The following is an 18332-nucleotide window of genomic DNA, read 5'->3' as shown; positions in this document are numbered from 1 at the left end:
GTGGTGAAAAAAGGCAAAAAATAGATGAAAAGCGACTTCTAGCAAGATTTGGGCTTCTTTTCTATATTTGGGGGCTGTGGAAAGAAAAGACAATAATTACCTGTTTGATTCCGGGAATCTCTCGGAAGGGGCGCTTGCCAAGAAGCACCGCCTTGAAAACGATCCGAGTTCCCGTACTAATATAATGGATTATCTGCCCGGCATGGAAGTCATCCAGTCGGACATTGCCGACAAGGTGCTCTCTGAGTCTGAAAATTTCGATTATTCCAAGTATACCGGCAAGGACGTGAAGCGCGCCCTGGAACATGAACGCTGCACGCTCGAAGATTTTAAGGCGCTCCTTTCTCCGGCGGCCGCTCCGTATCTGGAACAGATGGCCGCGAAGGCGAAAATCGAGACGAGCAAGCATTTTGGCAACAACGTCTATTTTTTCACGCCGCTCTACATCGCGAACTACTGCGAAAACTACTGCGTTTACTGCGGGTTCAACTGCTACAACCATATCAAGCGCATGCAGCTCACCATGGAGCAGATCGAGCACGAGATGAAGGTCATCGCCGACAGCGGCATGGAAGAAATCCTGATTCTCACGGGCGAAAGCCGCGCGAAAAGCAGTGTGGAATACATCGGTGAAGCCTGCAAGCTGGCCCGCAAGTATTTCCGCATGGTGGGCATCGAAGTATACCCGGTCAACGTCGACGAATACCGCTACTTGCATGAATGCGGAGTGGACTACGTGACCGTTTTCCAGGAAACCTACGACAAGGTGCGTTTCGAACAACTTCACCTGATGGGCCATAAGCGTGTGTTCCCGTACCGCTTTGATTCGCAGGAACGCGCCCTGATGGCGGGCATGCGCGGGGTGGCATTCTCTGCACTCCTCGGCCTTTCGGACTTCCGCCGCGATGCGCTGGCTTCGGCGCTCCATGTGTATTACTTACAAAAGAAGTATCCGCATGCCGAAATGAGCTTGAGTTGCCCGCGACTCCGCCCCATCATCAACAACGACAAGATTGACCCGCTGGATGTTCACGAGAAGGAACTCTGCCAGGTGCTTTGCGCTTACCGCATCTTCTTGCCGTACGTGGGCATTACGGTCTCGAGCCGCGAAAGCAAGGAATTCCGCAACGGCATCGTGAAGATTGCGGCGACTAAAGTTTCTGCTGGGGTTTCTACGGGCATTGGCGACCACGAAAGCAAGTACAGCGGTCACGACGACGGCGAAGGCGGCGACGAACAGTTCGAAATCAACGACGGCCGCAGCTTTAACGCCATGTACTCAGACATTTCGGGCGAAGGTCTTCAGCCGGTGTTGAACGATTATCTATACGTGTAAAAGCCTTATGCTTGCTTAAGCATTGCTTTAAAAAATCTTTGGATCTTGGCGCGGAAACCCTTGTCGCCTTTCTGGTGATAGGGTGGATAGAGGTAGTTTACTGCATCGAATGCGCCCTGCTCCATAATATTTCTTTCGTGACTGAAGGTCTTGAATCCGTAGAATCCGTGATAATTTCCGGTGCCGCTCATGCCGACTCCGCCGAATGGGACCGATAGATTTTCAATTTGCAGAATGCAGTGGTTTACGCAGGTCGAGCCCGAGGTCGTGCGGACGATGACTTCGTTGATTTTTGCTTCGGATTTTCCGAAAATATAGAGGGCGAGCGGCTTTGGACGATTCTGTACAAACGTAATAGCTTCGTCAAGAGAATCGTAGGCGACAATCAGGAGAATCGGTCCGAAAATTTCCGATGCCATAATCTTCATATCGGGCGTGACACCGGTGAGTACTGTGGCGGGCGTGTAGCGGTTTTCGATGTCTTCGGGACTGAATTGGGCGCCGATAACTGCGGTTGCGCCTTTGGTGCAGGCGTCTTTGATGAGAGCTTGGTGACGCTCAACTGTTCGGCTTTCTACGATGTGGACAAAGTTTTTTGAAAGACGGCGAGTGTCTTCGGTATCGCCGTACATTTTCTTTACGTTGTCTGCAATAGCGTTGACGAGCGGTTGTACTAATTTTGACGGACAAAGTACAAAATCGGGAGCGATGCAGGTCTGGCCTGCGTTCAGGCACTTGCCCCAGGCGATTTTCTTGGCGGCATCCTTGATTTTTACGTCATCCAGAATGATTACGGGTGATTTTCCGCCGAGCTCAAGCGTTACACCAGCATGCATTCTGGCCGCACATTCTGCAATGTGGGCTCCGACTTTGGGACTGCCTGTGAAGAATACATGGTCGAAGGGGAGGGCGAGAAGTTTGTCTCCGAGTTCCGTTCCCGCGCCCAGCACGACGGCAACTTCGTTCTGCGGGAAAACTTCCGCGAAGAGTGATTCGAGAAATATTGCTACATGCGGGGTCTTGTGGCTCGGCTTGGCAATCACCACATTTCCGGCGGCGATTGCCGCTACGATGGGCGAGACAAACAGCAAGAAGGGATAGTTCCACGGAGCCATAATCAGGACGCGTCCCTTGGGTTCGAAGTGGCTGCGGCTATGATTTAACGGAAATAAAAAACTCCAGCTGCCGTCCTTGTCTTCCATCCAGTCTGGCAGGTGGTTCACGGTGTGGTCGATTTCTTGAAGAGCCGGAAAAACTTCAGTAAGCCAGGCTTCGGTTTGCGGTTTGTGAAAATCATTCCACACGGCGTCGTAAAATTCCTGCTGTCGTTTGACGATGGCCTTGCGGAGTCTTTGGAGCTTTTCGATGCGTTCTCGGACGGATGTTCGTGCTATTGCCCAACGGTTTTTACCTTGCAATTCAAAAAGATTGTTCAAAAAATCGCTCATAATGAAAATATAAGTTTTTTGTTGTAACGAACTCAACTTTAATCGAATGACTGGGGGCGGGCTTATGACTTTGTCAGTCATTTTTTATAGATTATAGATATGGCTTCTTTAATCGAATACAACGGTAAGCGCCCGGTCTTGGGTGAACGTGTTTTTATCGCCGATGGCGCGAAGGTGATTGGCGATGTGGAAATCGGAGACGATTCCTCGGTGTTTTACAACGCGGTTATTCGAGCGGACCTGGCTGAAATTCGGATTGGCAAGCGAACCAACATTCAGGACAATGTGACGATACATCTATCGACAGATGTGGGCGTGCATGTGGGCGATAACGTGACAGTCGGTCACAACGCCATTTTGCATGCCTGCGATGTCGATGACAATGTGCTGGTGGGCATGGGTGCAATTCTTATGGATGGGGTGCATATCAAGTCCAATAGCGTGGTGGCCGCCGGTGCCATAGTAACGCAGGACAAGGAATTTCCCGAAGGAAGCTTGATTGTGGGCGCTCCGGCTCGCGTGGTGCGAGAACTTACCGAAGATGAAATCCGCAAGTTCCACGAAAACGCGGAACACTATATAGTTGTGAAAGATATCCTAATGGAATCCGCAGAACATCGTTGCGAGTAACCCATTAAAGTCATTCTGGGACGAATGCCGTGAGAAACGGAATTTATTTTTAGTATTTTAGTACTTGAGGTCTTTGTGTATAAGTTTGTTTTTCTCATAAACCCGATTAGTGGCGGTGGCCAGGGCAAGATGATTCACCAGTTCTTGCCCGAAATCATGGCGTCCATGAATTATACGGACGACCAGTGGAAGGCTGAATTCACGAATATCGACGGGCTGGAAAAACAGATTAGCGATGCGCTGGCCAATACGGAAAAGCTTGTGGCTGTCGGCGGCGACGGAACGGTGTCGTCGGTACTTTCGGTGATGGTCTCTTCGGAATACGCGAAGTCCGTGAAAATCGGCCTGATTCCCCTTGGAACGGGAAACGACCTTGCCCGCGTGCTGAACCTTTACAAACCCTATGTGGACAAAGGTCTATTGTTCCTGGTGCGTCGCTTGTTGCAGGCCAAGGCACGTCCCTTCGATATTTGGAAGGTGAACGGCAAGATTGCCTTTGCGAACTATTTTTCGGGTGGAATCGATGCCCGAATTGCTCATGACTTTAATCATGCCCGTGCGGTGGGTGAATTCAATTCGAATTCCGTTATCGTGAACAAGCTGCATTATGTCAAGAGTTTCTTTGCGGACCGTTCGTATCATTTAAAAAAGGGAAAGCTTTCCTTTGTTGATGCCGAAGGCCGCAGTTGGCAAAAGATTCTGGATGGTCACCGCACGGTGATTGTGGGCAATATCCCGAGCTTTGCCAGCGGCGCGAATCCTTTCTACAAATCCGATATGGCGGACCGTCTGCTCGAAATCGTTTGTGTTCCGAATATGTTCATGTTCCTTTTGGCGATTGCCGTGGGAACGGTGCCTGTGGTGGGTAACTTTGTCAAGAAGCATTTCTTGAAAACGCACAAGGCGCGATCAATTGAACTTGAGTTTGCCGATGACGAGTTCCTGCAACTTGACGGTGAAGATCTGAGTGGAAAATTGGGCGGACACGTGAAGATTGATTTCGCTTGTCAGGTGCAGATTATGGCGCTGGGGGAATAATGTTCTCGGTCTGCGCTTCGGAAATTGTCGATTACCTGCAAAACGAATGTCATATTGAATGTGAATTTTTGCGCAAGTCGCTGGACGGCGCTCCATTGAGCGGCTTTGCGGCACTGACGCAGGCCCGTGAAAATGACGTGAGTTTCTGGGTCGGTCGTATCGAGAGCGTGACGCATGCGAATGGACCTTCGAACGATGAATTGAACGGTGTTGCTGCGGGTCTGCTGTTTGTACCGAAATTTTCACGAGCGAACGTGTCGGAAAATGACGGAAAATCAATGTCGGATAATGCGACTATGCGTGACCCGTTGCTGGAGATTTTTCCGCATGTCAAAAACATTGTGGCGGTAGCCGAGCCTTACCATGTCATGGTCAAATTCCTGGAGCATTTCGAGGGCGATGGCTTTAATGACAACATGAAAACTGGCGTGGATTTTGACGCTGGTGTGGGCTATGGCGAAAATGGCCCCTGGATTCACCCGTCGGCGGTTGTCGAAGGCTTTGTCGACGAAGGCTGTTTTGTCGGGCCCGGCTGCGTGGTGATGCGCGGTGCAAGCGTCGGACGCGGTTGCCGCCTGGAATCGAACGTGACCATTTACCCGAATGTTATTGTGGGCGAGGGTTGCATTTTTCAGGCAGGCGTCGTAGTCGGTAGCCGCGGCTTCGGATTTTACGAGCACGAGGGCGAGCGTCGCATGGTGCCGCATTTTGCGGGCGTCCGCATCGGGAACCGCTGTAGCTTTGGCGCGAACACGGTCGTGGCTGCAGGATTCATTTCGCCGACGACCATCGGCGACAATTGCCACTTGGATTCCATGGTGCAGATTGCTCACAACTGCGTTTTGGGCAACAACATTTACATGGCCTCGCAGACGGCGCTCGGCGGCACGACGATTCTCGAAGACGGCGTGCAGTTCGCGGGCGGTGCCAAGGCCGCGGGGCACTTGACCGTGGGCAAGAATGCGATTGTGACCGCGAAAGCGGGCGTGACCAAGAGCGTTCCCGCTGGCAAGACCGTTGCTGGGTTCCCTGCGATAGACATCGAAATCTGGCGACGCCAAATGGTCGAACTCCGCATGATGGCGAAAAAGAAGCTAGAGAAGTGATGAATAAAGAATTGATTTTTACATCCCGCAGTTTAAGTTTTGGGCAGGCTTCTGTTTCGGTGGAACCGCTGGAGCGTGACCCGCAGAAGGTTCCTTTTGTGGCGTGGTATGTGGGCGAGAAGCTTTTTTACCGCAGCGATGCGTGTCATTGTTTTGAAGAACTTGAATTTTTTGCGAAACGTACCGCTGGCTACAAGTTGAGCGAATCCGGCTTGGAACTTCTGTCGCCGGAGCATTTGGCACCCGTGTTCCTGATGTGGCCGCATAGGCGCTTTAACGTGCGGCTCACTGATGCGAACAAGCCCGAAGTCCCGATGATGGACGGTTCTGCGATTCCGTTCTTCTGCGAAATGCGAAAATTTTGCGGAGCGCCCGAAGAACTCGTCTTTTACGATGCGCCCGTGCATGCTGAGTGGGATTTGCATGCCGTCGGAACGTCATTGCGAGGAGCCGAAGGCGACGCGGCAATCCACGGTCATGTTCGCATTACGCCGGCGGAAACCTTCGAAGTCGAATACGTGCTGGACCGCAATGTGGCCCGCGACGGTTACGACCTGAAGTCGGCGGCGTCCGTCTCCATTTATTCGCCCGAGAACTTGTACCAAATTTTCATGGCGCGCACCTTCATCCATCAGGTGGAACTGGAGCGCGCCCGTGCGGCAGGGCTCCTCGCCGGAGTCGATGAATCCTGCGGATTACTACTTGATGATAGTTTGTGCGTTGAAAAATCGAGTGGCTGTCGCGAAAAAACTTCGTCAACATCGCCAAAATTCCGCATCGCAAACGAACCTGCGATGCATAAAATACTAGATTTGATTGGAGACCTGAGTTTTATCTGTCCGGCCCTTCCGAGGGGCAGAATCGAAATCACCAACGGTGGGCATGTGTCCCACCACCAAATCATGGAGAAAATCATTCCTTATGTCAATGCTGGAATCTTTACCCAAGTCTAACGTCGATGGAATCCTCTACGATGCCGAAGTCGTCCACAGCGTGCTTCCGCAGAAGGCCCCGTTTGCCTTTGTCGATGAAATCCTCTCCCTCGATGCTGAAAACATGGAAATCGTTGCCAAGTGGCACTTGACCGGTGAAGAAGGTTTTCTCAAGGGACATTTCCCGGGCAATCCGGTGCTCCCCGGCGTGATTCAGATTGAATCCATGGCCCAGGCCGCCACGCTCCTCACCATGATCGGTCGCGAAGCTGAAACCACGGGCAAGCGCCCGGCTTTCATGGGGGTCGAAAACTGCCGTTTCCGCGCTCCGGTGATCCCGAAGGCCGAAATCGTCTTGAAGGCTAAGCTCATCATGGCCCGCCACGGCATTTACAAGTACAGCGGCGAACTCCTGACCGTCGATGCCGAAGGCAAAGAAACCCTCTGCACCAAGGCCGACTTCAGCGCCGCCATGGTCTAGGTTTTTATGCCCGAGTCATGCTGACCCATGGCTGCCCAGGGCAGGCTTCGGTCAGCATCAGCTTTTCATACCTGAGAAAAATAGACTTTATTGTCACACTGATTGGGAATCACTAACGTGATTCCTTTTTTTATAATTTAAATTTGGCAAAAACGATTGAGGTTCCAGGAGGTCTTCTGTGAAATATTTTGCTGCGTTGTTGCTTTCTGCTATTTTGTTCGTTGCCTGCGGTGATGAATCGAGTAGCTCTGCGCCAGCAGTAATTCTAGATGAGGATTTATCTTCCTCCAGCGTCACGCCGGAGTCGAGTTCCTCTTCAGTCATTCCGGGTTCTGATTTGGAATCCGGTAGTTCCAAGGTCCCTGATAAGGTTGGTGATCATGTTGAACAGAGTAGTTCGGCGACATTGGAGGTGGATAATGGTTGGAATGTCCCGAAGGAATCTCGCCTTAATCCAGATATTACTTACGGCACCATGACCGACAGTCGCGATGGTCAGACCTACAAGACTGTAACCATTGGCGATCAGGTATGGATGGCTGAAAACTTGAATTATGCCGACCGTGTGAAGACTCCGAGTCTGTTGAAGCGCAGTTGGTGCGGTGGCGGACTTAATTGGTCAGAAGGCAACTGTGCCATTTTTGGCCGCCTTTACACTTGGGCGGCGGCAATTGACTCGGTTGCGCTTTATGACGGTGGCAATGGAGTGGATTGCGGTTACGGCAAGAAGATCTGTATGCTCCCGGCAAAAGTGCAGGGAATTTGCCCCGAAGGCTGGCACCTGCCGACGGAAACGGAATGGAAGACTTTGTTTGACGAAGTCGGTGGATACTCGAGTGCTGGCAAGGTTCTCAAGTCGCAGACGGGATGGAACAATAACGAAAACGGTTCCGACGCAGTTGGCTTCGCTGCGCTTCCTGCCGGCAGCAGGGGCAGCGTTGGCTACTTCTTCGACAACAACGCCAAATTCTGGAGTGCCACGCAGTACTCTGACATCTACGCGTGCTGCATGTATTTTGACTACAACGGCAGCGCTGCACGCCTGGGCCACAAAGATGAGAACGATGGGTTTAGCGTTCGTTGTCTAAAGGACTAGTTTTCTTGTGCAGGGAAAAATGCCCAAAGGCGGAGGAAAGTAAGTCGGCGAGCGTACATTAGAGGCCGAAGGCCGAATCCATGTGAGCGTGCGGTGCAGGCAGAGACGAAGCGCTCTTCGCAATAATGACTCTTATTAAACAGAAATCACGTTAGTGATTTCGAATTCGTGTGACGAAAAAAATGCCGTTAGGCATTTCTAATCTGTGTGGCTTTTGGGGTTTTAGGGGCTAAGCCTCTAGGCGAGAGGGTAGCGGAAAACCCGGCTAGATCCTTCGACTACGCTCAGGATGACACAGCCGGGGTTGAAGCGAGGGGGAGGCTTCCCCCTTTTTTACGGATCTAGCAACTCGCCACGAATCACTTCGACTTGATCCCCGACCAAACTGATAATGTTGGTCGGGTTTATTTCTATGGGGCCGCAGTCGACCATCATGTCGACTAAATGCTCGAAGGTTTTCCAGATATCGTCGGGTTCGTACATGTCTTCTTCGGTGAGCTTGGCGGCCGTGCTCAGAATCGGCTTGTCGAAATGCTGGAAAAGTTCTTTGAAGAACGGGTGCGTCGGCATTCTCACGCCAATTTCGGGGCGCTTGACGTCCAGGCGGCGAGCAATGTGCGGGTCGGCCGGCAAAATGAAGGTGTACGGCCCGGGCACGCGCGGCTTCATGATGTTGAATGCAAAGTTGTCTACGCGGGCGTAGTCGGTCGCCTTGCGAATATCCGGAATGATGAGAGCCATGAAGAATTTCTTCATCGGCTTCTTAAGGGCGTAAAGTTTGTGGATTGCCTTGGGCGATTCGGCGTTGCAGCCAATCGCGTAACCGGATTCAGTGGGGTAGAGAACAAGACCGTCGTCTTCGAGGGCGGCTGCGGCAAGCTTCACGATTCTTGCTTGCGGATTTACTGGGTGAACTTCAAAACGCATGGCGATAATATAGATTATCCGCTAACACTGCGGAATGACTTGGGTGCCATCAAAGGCGTTCTTGATATGCAAAAAATGGAGCGGCTTCTGGTAGACTCGCGCCGAGAGAACGTCAAATCGGCAGGGCTGGTCGAACCCCTTGGGTGCAACCTCCTTCTGCGTGTGCAAGAAATGACAGGCGGTCTTCCAGATTTTCTTCTGCTTGGTGGCGTTCACGCGGGCCGCCGGGTTCCCTTGCTGGTTGTTCCAAACGGACTTGACTTCTACGAATACGACCGTTTCTCCGTCCTTGGCGACAATGTCGAGCTCTCCACCCTGGTAGGCGTAGTTGCGGGCGACAATCTCGTAGCCTTCGCGGCTTAGGTATGCCGCGGCTTGGGTTTCGATGAAGTTGCCCTTAGGCTTGTTGCTGGATTTGGGCGCGGTCACTACGGTAATTCCATTCCGAGCAGGCGGATTTCCGATATGGCGAAGTCCTCGTTCTCGCCGTCGTAGATGTCGTCGAGGTAGACTTTAAGTTCGCTGGTTTCCATGGCCTGGATATTCGGGTACTGCATGCCGCGGATATTTTCGAGCTTGATTTTCTGCTTGAAACCGTCCTTGGTTTCTAGCGTGATTGTCTTGGGCTTTTTGAAAATGCGGAAACGGTCGCCGAAAGCATCATCTACGGATTTCTGGTATCCGACAGCGATTCCGAAATGGGTGACAATCGCGTTGTTGTCGAAATACAGCGTGAGGACCGGATTCTGCGGCTTTTGCGGCATCGTGTAGAGCCAGGCTGTTTTAAGGTCGTTGTCATTCAGGTTGTCGAGCGGGTAGCCGCTGCTTTCTTCGACTTCGAGCGCCTTGGTCTCGTAGTTGCCAAGAGCGTCGCTCCATTCCAGTTCCCGCAGGGTGCTCTCGGGCTTGTGCGTGAGCATCAGGAGAATCAGCAGCATGATGATGAGCGGGAAAATGAAAATGGCGAGCGCTGTGAGCTTTTTCTGGAGCATGCGGGCGCGCGGCGTAATGATGTTCGCCATTTCGGTGATGGAGGCCGTGTGGCGGCGCAGTAGGGATCCTCCCATGGTGGGGCGGGGTGTTTGGCGAGTTCCCTTGTCCGGAGGGAAAACCTGGTCGCAGGCATCCAAAAATTCCTGCATGTCGTGGAAGCGCTCGTTCAGCTTTTTCTTGAGGCACTTGAGAATTAACTGCGAAAGTCCTGGCGGCATGTCCTTGCGGAAAAGCTCCGGTGCAGGCGGCTGTTCCTGGACGTGCTTGAGGGCGATTTCGACGGGGCGATTGCCTTCGAAGGGGAGTCGTCCGCAGGTCATTTCGAAGAGGATGACGCCCATGCTGTAAATGTCGGACTGGATGGTGACATTGTCGCCGTGGCATTGTTCCGGCGACATGTATTCGGGGGTGCCCATGGTCATGCCTGTTCGCGTAAGGCGGTCCTTTTCCATTTCCTGGATGTAGGAAATGCCGAAGTCCATGATGAAGACGCGGTTGTCGCGCGTCAGCATGATGTTGGACGGTTTTACGTCGCGGTGGACGATGCCCTTGTTGTGGGCGGAAAGCAGGCCGCGTGCGATTTGGCGGATGATGACTTCGATGGCCTCAAAGGATAGCTGTTCCTTTTTATGCAGGATGTCGGCGAGGTTGGTTCCTTCGACATAGGTCATCGCGATAAAAAGTTGGTTGTTTTGCTGACCGAAGTCAAAAACATGGACGATGTTCTGGTGGTCCAGCTCTTTCATCGCTTGGGCTTCCAGGTAGAAACGCTTGATTGCTTCTTCATCGGAGGAGGCATCCAGAATCTTGAATGCGACAATTCGATTCAGTCTTTTGTCCATCGCCTTGTAAACATTGCCCATTCCGCCTTTGCCGAGGGCTCCGATGAGGTCATAGTTTTCGTTGAAGGGGCGTGGAAAAATTTCTTGTTTCTGAGGTGCAATCATTTTGCTTTCTTGGAATAGTTAAGTTTTATAACAACCACAATATAAAAACATACGGCGATTGCGAGTGCCGAAATAACGTTTTCGATGGGGTCGTTTCTCTCTAAAAAAAGATTCAGCAGGTTTGTCTGGTTGTAGCGGGACCAGATGACATAAGATAGGGTGCGGCCAAGTGGCAACATCTGGTCAAGTGGAACGAGCGCTCCGGCAAGGGCGACCTGCGGAATGATGAGGAGCGGCAACATGGCGTTCGCCTGTCCCTGGTTCTTGGCGAAGGTACTGACAGTGAGCCCGACGGCGACGGGCGGGATAACCATGACGGCAATCGACAGGAGCAACGATGAAATGGGAACGTGGGCTGAAATCCGGAAATGGATAAATACGTAGACGACGATGGTTTGCAAGAAGGCGACCAGCGTGGGAATTGCAGCCTTGGCAATCAACGTGGGGAGTATCGGGATTCCCTTGCGGAATTCGGTCTGGAGAATTTCCTTTTCCTGCACGATTTCGCGGATGGACAGCGAAAGAGCGAGCCAGTTGGCGCAGAGGATAAGGGCGAAGGCGACTATCCAGAGCGACGAAAGTTCCGAGAAAATCTGCGAGAATAGGAATCCGATGACAAGGGGCTGCAAAAGGAGCGTGAGAAACTTGCCCTTGTCGCGGAACCATTGCTTGGCGGTAAGTCCCATTTTGTAGAACAGGACCGGAGGATGCTTGACTTTGGGAAAGTAACAAGGGACGGCTGTTTCCGGGGCGAGGGCATTGGTCGTGCCGTAGGCCGTTTCAGAAGAATTGCCGGTGGGAATGGCGCGGCTGTTGAACAGCGTTTTCCACTGGGTGGCCGTTTCGTCATTCAGGTTCGCGAGAATCTTTTCGGGATTGTCGCTTTCGAAGAAGCGGTAGGCCTCTTCGGGGCTTCCGTAGAAAGCCTGTTCGCCCTGGTGCAGCACGAGAACCTTGTTCGCAATTTCGAGCGCTTCGTAGCTATGCGTGGTAAGGATGACGGTGTGGCCGAGGAAGGCAAGTTGTTTCAGGTGCGTGCAGAGAATTTTGGAATTGTACGGATCCAGCCCCGAAAGCGGTTCGTCGAGGATGATCAGCCCCGGATTTCCCATAAGTTCATGGGCGAGGGCGGCTCGGCGGCATTCGCCGCCGCTGAGCGTCTTCACGGGGTTCTGCATCCGTTCGCTCAGCCCGAAAAGTTCGCCGAACTTTTCGAGCCGCCCCGTGGCGTTCTTCTTAAAGTCTTCGACACTCATACCGGTGCGCCCGCCATCCATCAGTGTCTCTCTGACGGTGAGGTCGCGCCTAAGTTCAGGATCCTGTTCCAGGAAGGCGATATGCTTTCGGATTTCCTCGTTGCGGTAGTCGAGCCCGCCGATGCAGACGGAGGATTTCTCACCTTTCTTAAGCTTGCCTTGCAGCAACCTCAAGAGTGTCGATTTTCCTTGTCCCGAACGCCCGATAATGGCGAGGATTTCTCCGGCTGGGAGCTTGAAATTGATCCCTGACAAAATCTGCTTTTTCCCTGCGAAGACATCCAGGTTGGAAACTTCGATATCGAATCCCAGGGGAAGGTTCTTGCAGGTCAGCTGTTGCATGGAATAATGGAACGTGCAACTGGGTAATCGAACGGTCTGGCCTTCCTTCAGCTGAAGCAACTTGGTCGCCTTCCCGTGCATGTCGACTAATTTTTCGTTGAACCGGATTTCTGCGGTTCCCGCCTGCATTCTTGCGGAAACGCCTTCGGGAATGTCCATGTGCAGATTGTCGAGTGATTCCCATTTCTCTTGGAGCAAGTTCGTTTGGACGAGGTCGTGCTCGGCAGATTCCATGAGCAAAAGCTGCAGACGTCCGCCTTTCAGTGTCGCTCGCAGCTGCAGCGGTCCAATCAGAATGACATCGCCATCTTCAAGGGGGCGTTCCGCGGCGTCGCTTCCGTTTACCTGCGTGACACTGTTTTGCGAAAGGTTCTTTAGAATCCATTGTCCATCCGCATTTTCGATCACCGCATGATATCTAGAAATCATCGGGTTGTCAAGCACCAGAGTGTTGTCTGGCTTGCGACCGATGGTAAACGGCTCGCCGATTTGTGGAGTGATGATTCTGAACGACTGCATCTAGTAAATTATGAATTCAGAATTCGGATTTCGGAGTTGATTTTAATTCTGAAATCTGAAATCTGAATTCCGAATTGATTGTAATTCTGAAATCTGAATTCCGAATTAAATAAGTTCCTTTAATCCTCTAATGAATCGGTCGCAAGCCTTCTGCAGCGTTTCATCGCTTGCTGCATAAGAGAATCGCACGCAACTGTCGTCGCCGAAAGCGGCTCCCGGCACTATCGCAAGTCCCTGCGACTGCAACAGGTATTCGCAAAGTTCGATGGAACCGTTGATAACTTTGCCTTCGGGCGTTTTCTTGCCGTAGAAACTCTTGACGGGGGCGAACAGGTAGAATGCGCCTTCGGGAGCGCGGCACGGTTCCGGCAGAATTTCGGCGGTGCGCTTTAGCATGTAGTCGCGGCGCTTGCGGAAGGCTGCCTGCATGGCGTGAACATTACTCTTGTCCATCTGCAATGCTCCAAGGGCGGCGTATTGTGCCACGTTGCTTGGGTGGTGAGTAGCCTGTCCCTGGATTTTTCCGATAATCTTTGCGATTTCGACGGGGGCGGCATCGTAGCCGATTCGCCAACCGGTCATGCAATGCGACTTCGAAAATCCATTAATCACGATGGTGCGTTCCGCCATTCCGGGGAGGGCTGCGGCGGAGCAGAATTCCGTGTCGTAGGTGAAGTATTCGTACACTTCGTCCGAAATGCAGTAAATGTCGCTTTCGACGATGACCTTCGAGAGAGCTTCGAGTTCAGCCTTACTGTAAACGGCACCCGTCGGGTTGCAGGGGTTGTTCAAGAGGATTGCCTTGGTCTTTGCGGTAATGGCCGCCTTCAAGGCTGCGGGCTTGATCTTGAATCCGTCTTCAATCTTGGTGTTCACGATTACCGGTTTTCCGCCGAGCCACTTCACCAGTTCCGGGTAAGTCACCCAGTACGGTGCCGGAATAATGACTTCGTCGCCTTCGTTTATAAGGGCTGCGAGCGAATTGAATACGGCATGCTTGGCACCGCTTGTCATTATGATTTGTTCGGGCTTGTAGTCCAGACCGTTTTCTTTTTTCAACTTTTCGGCAACGGCCTTGCGGACTTCGAGAATGCCGACGGGAGCGGTGTAGCGGGTCTTGCCTTCGCGAATGGCCTTGCAGGCAGCATCTTGAATCGGCATCGGTGTCGGAAAATCGGGCTCGCCGGCACCTAGGCTCACGACATCCTTGCCGTCGGCAATCATCTGCTTGGCCAAGGTGTCAATGGCGACTGTTAAAGAAGCTGCAATGTTAAGGGTTCTTGCGGATAAGTCTTTCATGTCTTTTCTTTGCCTTTTTCAAAATGCGGTAAGCGTCTAGCGTACTTGCGGTCAAGGGGTAAATGGTAAACAGTGAAACGAAAATGCACAGGAGGCCGATAAAGGCTATCAGGCCTACGCTCTTGATGCCCGGATGCGGAGAGAGCAACATGGCGATTGCGCCGACAGAGGAGGCTCCCTGCGCTCCTATAATAGGAAGGAGTTTCGTCTGCATGATGGTCCATGCGTTTCCGCCTTGCTTTTCGTAGTAGGCGGACCACAGTTGAAGAGTCCCGTCAACGCTTACTGCGATTAAGAGTACAAACGCAATCGAGCTGTATGCCGAAATGTGGATGTCAAGAAGGTGGACGCTGATAGTGACCCAGCTCATGGCGAAAAGGGCGGGAAGTAGCGTAAAGAAGGCGCGGCTCAACTTGTTGTAGAACAGGAGCAAAATAAAACACATCAACAGGGTGCCGAATAGGATTGACTTGTCGATATTTCCGAGAATGGTGTCGAGCAAAGTGGCTCTTAGGATGGGGGTTCCGTAAACCTTGTAGGTTCTGTCGTGAATTCCATCAATTTGTTGCAGCTGCTCGGCAATATGGCGGCAGGTGATACCGTTGTTCGGGCCGGAGCTGGGGATGATGAATGCGAAAACGCCGGAATTTCCGCTCTTGTCGCTAAACTTGCGACGGATACTTTCAGAAAGTTCGAATTCCTTGATGTCGTTTTCATAGTTGTCCAGCATTTCGATAATGGCGGCACTGTCCTTGGAATTTAGCTGTGTGAGGATATCGTCTGAAACGAGCTTCTTTAGCGTCTCGATTTTATGTTTTTTTTCGACGCTCGTCTTGGGGAGGAATTGGTACTGGGTGTAGATTTTCCCGAGATCCTTGAGGCGCCCTTTCTTTTGTAGGTGCTCGAAGTTTTCGACAAGGTCGTCGTTGAAAGAGGAATCGGGAAGCATCACGATGATGGGGTCGTATGTGGAAAAGCCGGTTTCTGCAATCAGGGCTTTTGCCTCGCGTTCTTCCAGCTGCATTTCGGTCTGCTTGAAATCGTAGAGGAATTGCAGGTTGATTCCGCTATACAGCCACGCCGCTGCACTGACAATGCTGATGGTCGTGATGATAATCCAGTTGACCTTGAACGAGAACAGGCGCTTGCGGTGCCTGTAGGTACTCGCGTCAAAGTGAATGTCGAAAGGCTTTTTTCTCTGCAAAATCAGAAGGAGCGATGTCGTTAGCAGGGTGCAGGTCAGCAGGTTGAGCATGCTTCCGATAGCGCCGAGAATTCCGAATTCGCGGAGTCCCGGAAGGGGAACTAGGATAATGGTGCTGAAAAGACCCGCCATGATAAACGACGATGCGGTAACGACGGGACCGATTCCGAGCAGGGCGCTTTCGATGCAAAGGACGGGACTGAGTTTCTTTTCGCGCTCGTGAAAATACCGCGAGAAAACGTGCGTCACAATCTGGCAGGCATGCCCTGGCAGCAGGAGTCCGAGTGAAAGCGTGAAGAGATTTATTCGTCCGAAAAGAACGTACGCAAGTCCGAGGGTGTAAATCGTCGGGAGGGCAAGCGGAATAGCCGATACAAAAATGAGCTGGGGTTGCCTATAGAAATTGATGATTAATAGTACGAGGATAATGAGGGCAGTGATTCCTCCTGCAAATTTCGCTTCGGGAAGTAGGGCTTTTCCGGCCTTAATGGAGTCGTAGACTTTCCCGGTGTAGTAGACGTTGATGCCATTCTGGTTCTTTTTGACAAAGCGCTGAACCTTCCCTAGAAGTTGTCGGTTGGCTTGCAGGTCCGAGATGGAGGTCGTTGGGTAGATGTCTATGATTCGGATGGAACCCTGTTGGTTTGCGAAATCTTGTTGAAGGCTTTTAAAATACTTGGCTTCTATCTGCGAAATGATTTCGACGGTATCGTGGGTGGGGGGCAGGGAGGACGGTTCAGCCAAGTCCACCAGTAGCGGATTGTGTTTCCGGATCTGTTCGTCCCTGATGTTGTCCAGTTTTTCGATTACTTGGTCCAGGTCTTTTTCGCTGGCATACAGGAGCCTGTTTCTCTTGAAAAAGTCAAGGTCCGTCATGTATTCGGTGTAATGGACAGCCGGATCATTTTCAAGGTGGCGGGCGAGATTCTGGGCAAACTGGAAGTTGGCGCTACTGTCTTTGGATTGGATGACGACGGTAAGGCTGCCGAATCCGCCAAAGGCTTTTTCAATAGCTTGGTAATCGGCTTCGACTTTATTTCCGTTGAGCGTGTCCTGCAGCTGAATTTCCCAGCGAAGGTTTTCGATGGGGTAGATCGAGAGGAGTGCCAACACCGAAAAAAGCGCAATCATCGTTTTGGGATAATGCGCAATTTGTTGGATGATTTTGGCAACAAACGAAAACATGTCTCTAATATAATTAATAAATTGGGGGCGTATGTTAAAAAGAGGTTTCGGATCTCTAGCTGTTTGGGTGATAATGCTCCTGCTCCTTTGGGGGACAGGCGTGTCTCGTGCTGAAAGTTCCGAAAATCAAGAGAAAAACGATGCTCCTGAAAAACAGGATGATTCGGCCTCTCAAGAGGTTGCGGTTGAAGATGACGACTCCTTCAAGTGGTCTTGCCTTTGGATGTGGCCGTTCAACAACGTAATCCAACCTGCTTTGAACGGACTGATTTATCCGATAGCCAAACCTGTGGACTACGCTTTTGAAAATGACATTATCCAAAAGTCGGTAGATTTAATTACCTTCGGAGAAAAGCGCAATATCCTGATTTATCCCGGATTCAACTTGAAACCGGGTTCCCAGACGATGCTCGGACTGACTTACCGTCATCGCGGAATTTTGCTGGACCAGGACTACCTCGTGATGCAGGGGGGCTATTATGCCAACGGGGATATAGATCTTACTGTCCGCTACACGAAACATGCTCTTTTCGGGTCAAAGATCTTCGGTGGCTTCCGCTACGATATGGTGTATGACCGCGATCATGTCTTCAGGATTCCCGAAACCCAGAAAGCTTATCTTGAACCGGATTCGACTTACTCGTTTACATGGCGCCTGGGAACCCCGCTTCCCCGTTTGACCAACTGGAATACGGAAGCCTGGGTTACGCTGAAATGTTACCGTTACAGCCATCCCGATGTAGAGGACTCGCTACTGATTAGTGACGATTTCCCCATCGATGACCGCGGTATTTATCAGAACCGAAACCAGCTCCCGATAGGTTTTTCCATTGTCTACGACAATATTGATAACGCCTACGCTCCGTCTCGTGGAACCCGTGCGATGTTCAGAACCTCGTATTATTTTGTGGGGGATTACAGCGGAGTCAATGTTCGTGACTTGGGGCTTGATCCCGAAGAGTTCGGAAAAGAACGGATTGAAAGCAGCGATATGAATCACGACTATATTTCAACGGAATTCGTGTTCCAACACTATTTCTACTTGGGAAAAAGTAAGGAGTATATGTTGTCTGTAAAAGAGGCGCGTGTCAATCGCAGGTTCTATACCGATTTTTCGTGGGACGAAGCGTTGCGAATCTGGAGACCGGAACAGGTGCGGGAAACTCTGTTCGAGCGAAGGGTGATTGCCTTGCAGTATAGGCTTATGGACCTTTGGGAAATGGAAAAGGGAGGCGCTCCGCACGATGTCTTTGTCAGGTTGAACGCGAATACGCCCCTGCGAGGTTACTCCGATTCCTGGACGACGCACCACATGATGTCCTTGAGCGCGGAATACCGCTGGCCGGTGGACCGTTTTGTCGATGGCGTGCTTTTTGATGAATACGCGATGATTGCCCCGGAAGTCGATGAGTGGAGTTTTTCTCATTTTTATAATTCCTGGGGGTTCGGTATTCGCGTCCGTATGCCCAATATGTACCTGTTCCGTGTCCAATTCGGTTTCCACGGTCTGCATGGCGTGAACCTGATTTTGACTATCGCTCCCGAGTTCAAGTAATTTTCTATCTTTACCTTTGTAAAAATTCAAACAAGGAT

General features: G+C 51.5%; 15 protein-coding genes. 8 read left to right on the top strand and 7 right to left on the bottom strand.

Annotated elements, in window-relative coordinates; all coding sequences use genetic code 11:
- Positions 1-76: 76 nt before the first annotated feature.
- Positions 77-1336 (top strand): 2-iminoacetate synthase ThiH, encoded by a 1260-nt coding sequence (gene thiH / locus BUA93_RS07750; protein WP_072978616.1) that lies wholly within the window; start codon positions 77-79, stop codon positions 1334-1336.
- Between the two features lie 5 nt (positions 1337-1341).
- Here thiH and BUA93_RS07745 read toward each other — a convergent pair whose 3' ends face one another.
- Positions 1342-2784, bottom strand: coding sequence for an aldehyde dehydrogenase family protein (locus BUA93_RS07745; RefSeq protein ID WP_083597228.1), 1443 nt, complete (start codon positions 2782-2784; stop codon positions 1342-1344).
- Between the two features lie 99 nt (positions 2785-2883).
- Between BUA93_RS07745 and BUA93_RS07740 the strand changes: the two genes are divergently transcribed.
- From BUA93_RS07740 to BUA93_RS07710, 6 genes are all read left to right on the top strand, one after another.
- Complete coding sequence (locus BUA93_RS07740; protein ID WP_072978573.1) at positions 2884-3414, top strand: gamma carbonic anhydrase family protein; 531 nt, start codon at positions 2884-2886, stop codon at positions 3412-3414.
- Positions 3415-3489: 75 nt separating this feature from the next.
- Positions 3490-4452 (top strand): diacylglycerol/lipid kinase family protein, encoded by a 963-nt coding sequence (locus BUA93_RS07735; RefSeq protein ID WP_072978572.1) that lies wholly within the window; start codon positions 3490-3492, stop codon positions 4450-4452.
- Positions 4452-5558 (top strand): UDP-3-O-(3-hydroxymyristoyl)glucosamine N-acyltransferase, encoded by a 1107-nt coding sequence (locus BUA93_RS07730; protein ID WP_072978571.1) that lies wholly within the window; start codon positions 4452-4454, stop codon positions 5556-5558. The genes BUA93_RS07735 and BUA93_RS07730 overlap by 1 nt, the downstream gene beginning before the upstream one ends.
- Positions 5558-6511, top strand: a complete 954-nt coding sequence (locus BUA93_RS07725; RefSeq protein WP_072978570.1) for a UDP-3-O-acyl-N-acetylglucosamine deacetylase — start codon at positions 5558-5560, stop codon at positions 6509-6511. Before BUA93_RS07730 ends, BUA93_RS07725 begins: the two co-directional genes overlap by 1 nt.
- Complete coding sequence (locus tag BUA93_RS07720) at positions 6480-6971, top strand: 3-hydroxyacyl-ACP dehydratase FabZ family protein (protein WP_233144358.1); 492 nt, start codon at positions 6480-6482, stop codon at positions 6969-6971. Before BUA93_RS07725 ends, BUA93_RS07720 begins: the two co-directional genes overlap by 32 nt.
- Positions 6972-7149: 178 nt before the next feature.
- On the top strand, positions 7150-8067 hold the full coding sequence (locus tag BUA93_RS07710) for a fibrobacter succinogenes major paralogous domain-containing protein (protein WP_254793903.1): 918 nt from the start codon (positions 7150-7152) through the stop codon (positions 8065-8067).
- Between the two features lie 333 nt (positions 8068-8400).
- Here BUA93_RS07710 and BUA93_RS07705 read toward each other — a convergent pair whose 3' ends face one another.
- From BUA93_RS07705 to BUA93_RS07680, 6 genes are all read right to left on the bottom strand, one after another.
- Positions 8401-8994, bottom strand: a complete 594-nt coding sequence (locus BUA93_RS07705) for an L-threonylcarbamoyladenylate synthase (RefSeq protein ID WP_072978567.1) — start codon at positions 8992-8994, stop codon at positions 8401-8403.
- 21 nt (positions 8995-9015) lie between these two features.
- Positions 9016-9423, bottom strand: a complete 408-nt coding sequence (locus tag BUA93_RS07700) for a YraN family protein (protein ID WP_254793902.1) — start codon at positions 9421-9423, stop codon at positions 9016-9018.
- Positions 9423-10934, bottom strand: coding sequence for a serine/threonine-protein kinase (locus tag BUA93_RS07695; protein WP_072978565.1), 1512 nt, complete (start codon positions 10932-10934; stop codon positions 9423-9425). Before BUA93_RS07695 ends, BUA93_RS07700 begins: the two co-directional genes overlap by 1 nt.
- Entirely contained in the window at positions 10931-13051 is a 2121-nt protein-coding gene (locus tag BUA93_RS07690; protein WP_072978564.1) for an ATP-binding cassette domain-containing protein, read from the bottom strand. Before BUA93_RS07690 ends, BUA93_RS07695 begins: the two co-directional genes overlap by 4 nt.
- Before the next feature lie 105 nt (positions 13052-13156).
- Entirely contained in the window at positions 13157-14350 is a 1194-nt protein-coding gene (locus tag BUA93_RS07685) for a pyridoxal phosphate-dependent aminotransferase (RefSeq protein ID WP_072978563.1), read from the bottom strand.
- Positions 14322-16739, bottom strand: a complete 2418-nt coding sequence (locus tag BUA93_RS07680) for an MMPL family transporter (RefSeq protein WP_072978562.1) — start codon at positions 16737-16739, stop codon at positions 14322-14324. Before BUA93_RS07680 ends, BUA93_RS07685 begins: the two co-directional genes overlap by 29 nt.
- A 73-nt stretch (positions 16740-16812) precedes the next feature.
- Between BUA93_RS07680 and BUA93_RS07675 the strand changes: the two genes are divergently transcribed.
- Entirely contained in the window at positions 16813-18294 is a 1482-nt protein-coding gene (locus tag BUA93_RS07675; RefSeq protein WP_072978561.1) for a BamA/TamA family outer membrane protein, read from the top strand.
- Positions 18295-18332: the final 38 nt, after the last annotated feature.

It is taken from the genome of Fibrobacter sp. UWH4, assembly GCF_900142475.1.
Lineage (GTDB): Bacteria > Fibrobacterota > Fibrobacteria > Fibrobacterales > Fibrobacteraceae > Fibrobacter.
The sequence above is the reverse complement of the archived record's forward strand: the minus strand, read 5'-3'. Positions and strand labels throughout refer to the sequence as shown.

What these genes read in the sequence shown, in the direction of transcription:
- BUA93_RS07745 (WP_083597228.1), bottom strand. Translation starts at nt 2,784, where the DNA reads ATGAGCGATTTTTTGAACAATCTTTTTGAATTGCAAGGTAAAAACCGT.
- BUA93_RS07740 (WP_072978573.1), top strand. Translation starts at nt 2,884, where the DNA reads ATGGCTTCTTTAATCGAATACAACGGTAAGCGCCCGGTCTTGGGTGAA.
- BUA93_RS07730 (WP_072978571.1), top strand. Translation starts at nt 4,452, where the DNA reads ATGTTCTCGGTCTGCGCTTCGGAAATTGTCGATTACCTGCAAAACGAA.
- BUA93_RS07725 (WP_072978570.1), top strand. Translation starts at nt 5,558, where the DNA reads ATGAATAAAGAATTGATTTTTACATCCCGCAGTTTAAGTTTTGGGCAG.
- BUA93_RS07720 (WP_233144358.1), top strand. Translation starts at nt 6,480, where the DNA reads ATGTCAATGCTGGAATCTTTACCCAAGTCTAACGTCGATGGAATCCTC.
- BUA93_RS07705 (WP_072978567.1), bottom strand. Translation starts at nt 8,994, where the DNA reads ATGCGTTTTGAAGTTCACCCAGTAAATCCGCAAGCAAGAATCGTGAAG.
- BUA93_RS07695 (WP_072978565.1), bottom strand. Translation starts at nt 10,934, where the DNA reads ATGATTGCACCTCAGAAACAAGAAATTTTTCCACGCCCCTTCAACGAA.
- BUA93_RS07690 (WP_072978564.1), bottom strand. Translation starts at nt 13,051, where the DNA reads ATGCAGTCGTTCAGAATCATCACTCCACAAATCGGCGAGCCGTTTACC.
- BUA93_RS07685 (WP_072978563.1), bottom strand. Translation starts at nt 14,350, where the DNA reads ATGAAAGACTTATCCGCAAGAACCCTTAACATTGCAGCTTCTTTAACA.
- BUA93_RS07680 (WP_072978562.1), bottom strand. Translation starts at nt 16,739, where the DNA reads ATGTTTTCGTTTGTTGCCAAAATCATCCAACAAATTGCGCATTATCCC.
- BUA93_RS07675 (WP_072978561.1), top strand. Translation starts at nt 16,813, where the DNA reads ATGCTCCTGCTCCTTTGGGGGACAGGCGTGTCTCGTGCTGAAAGTTCC.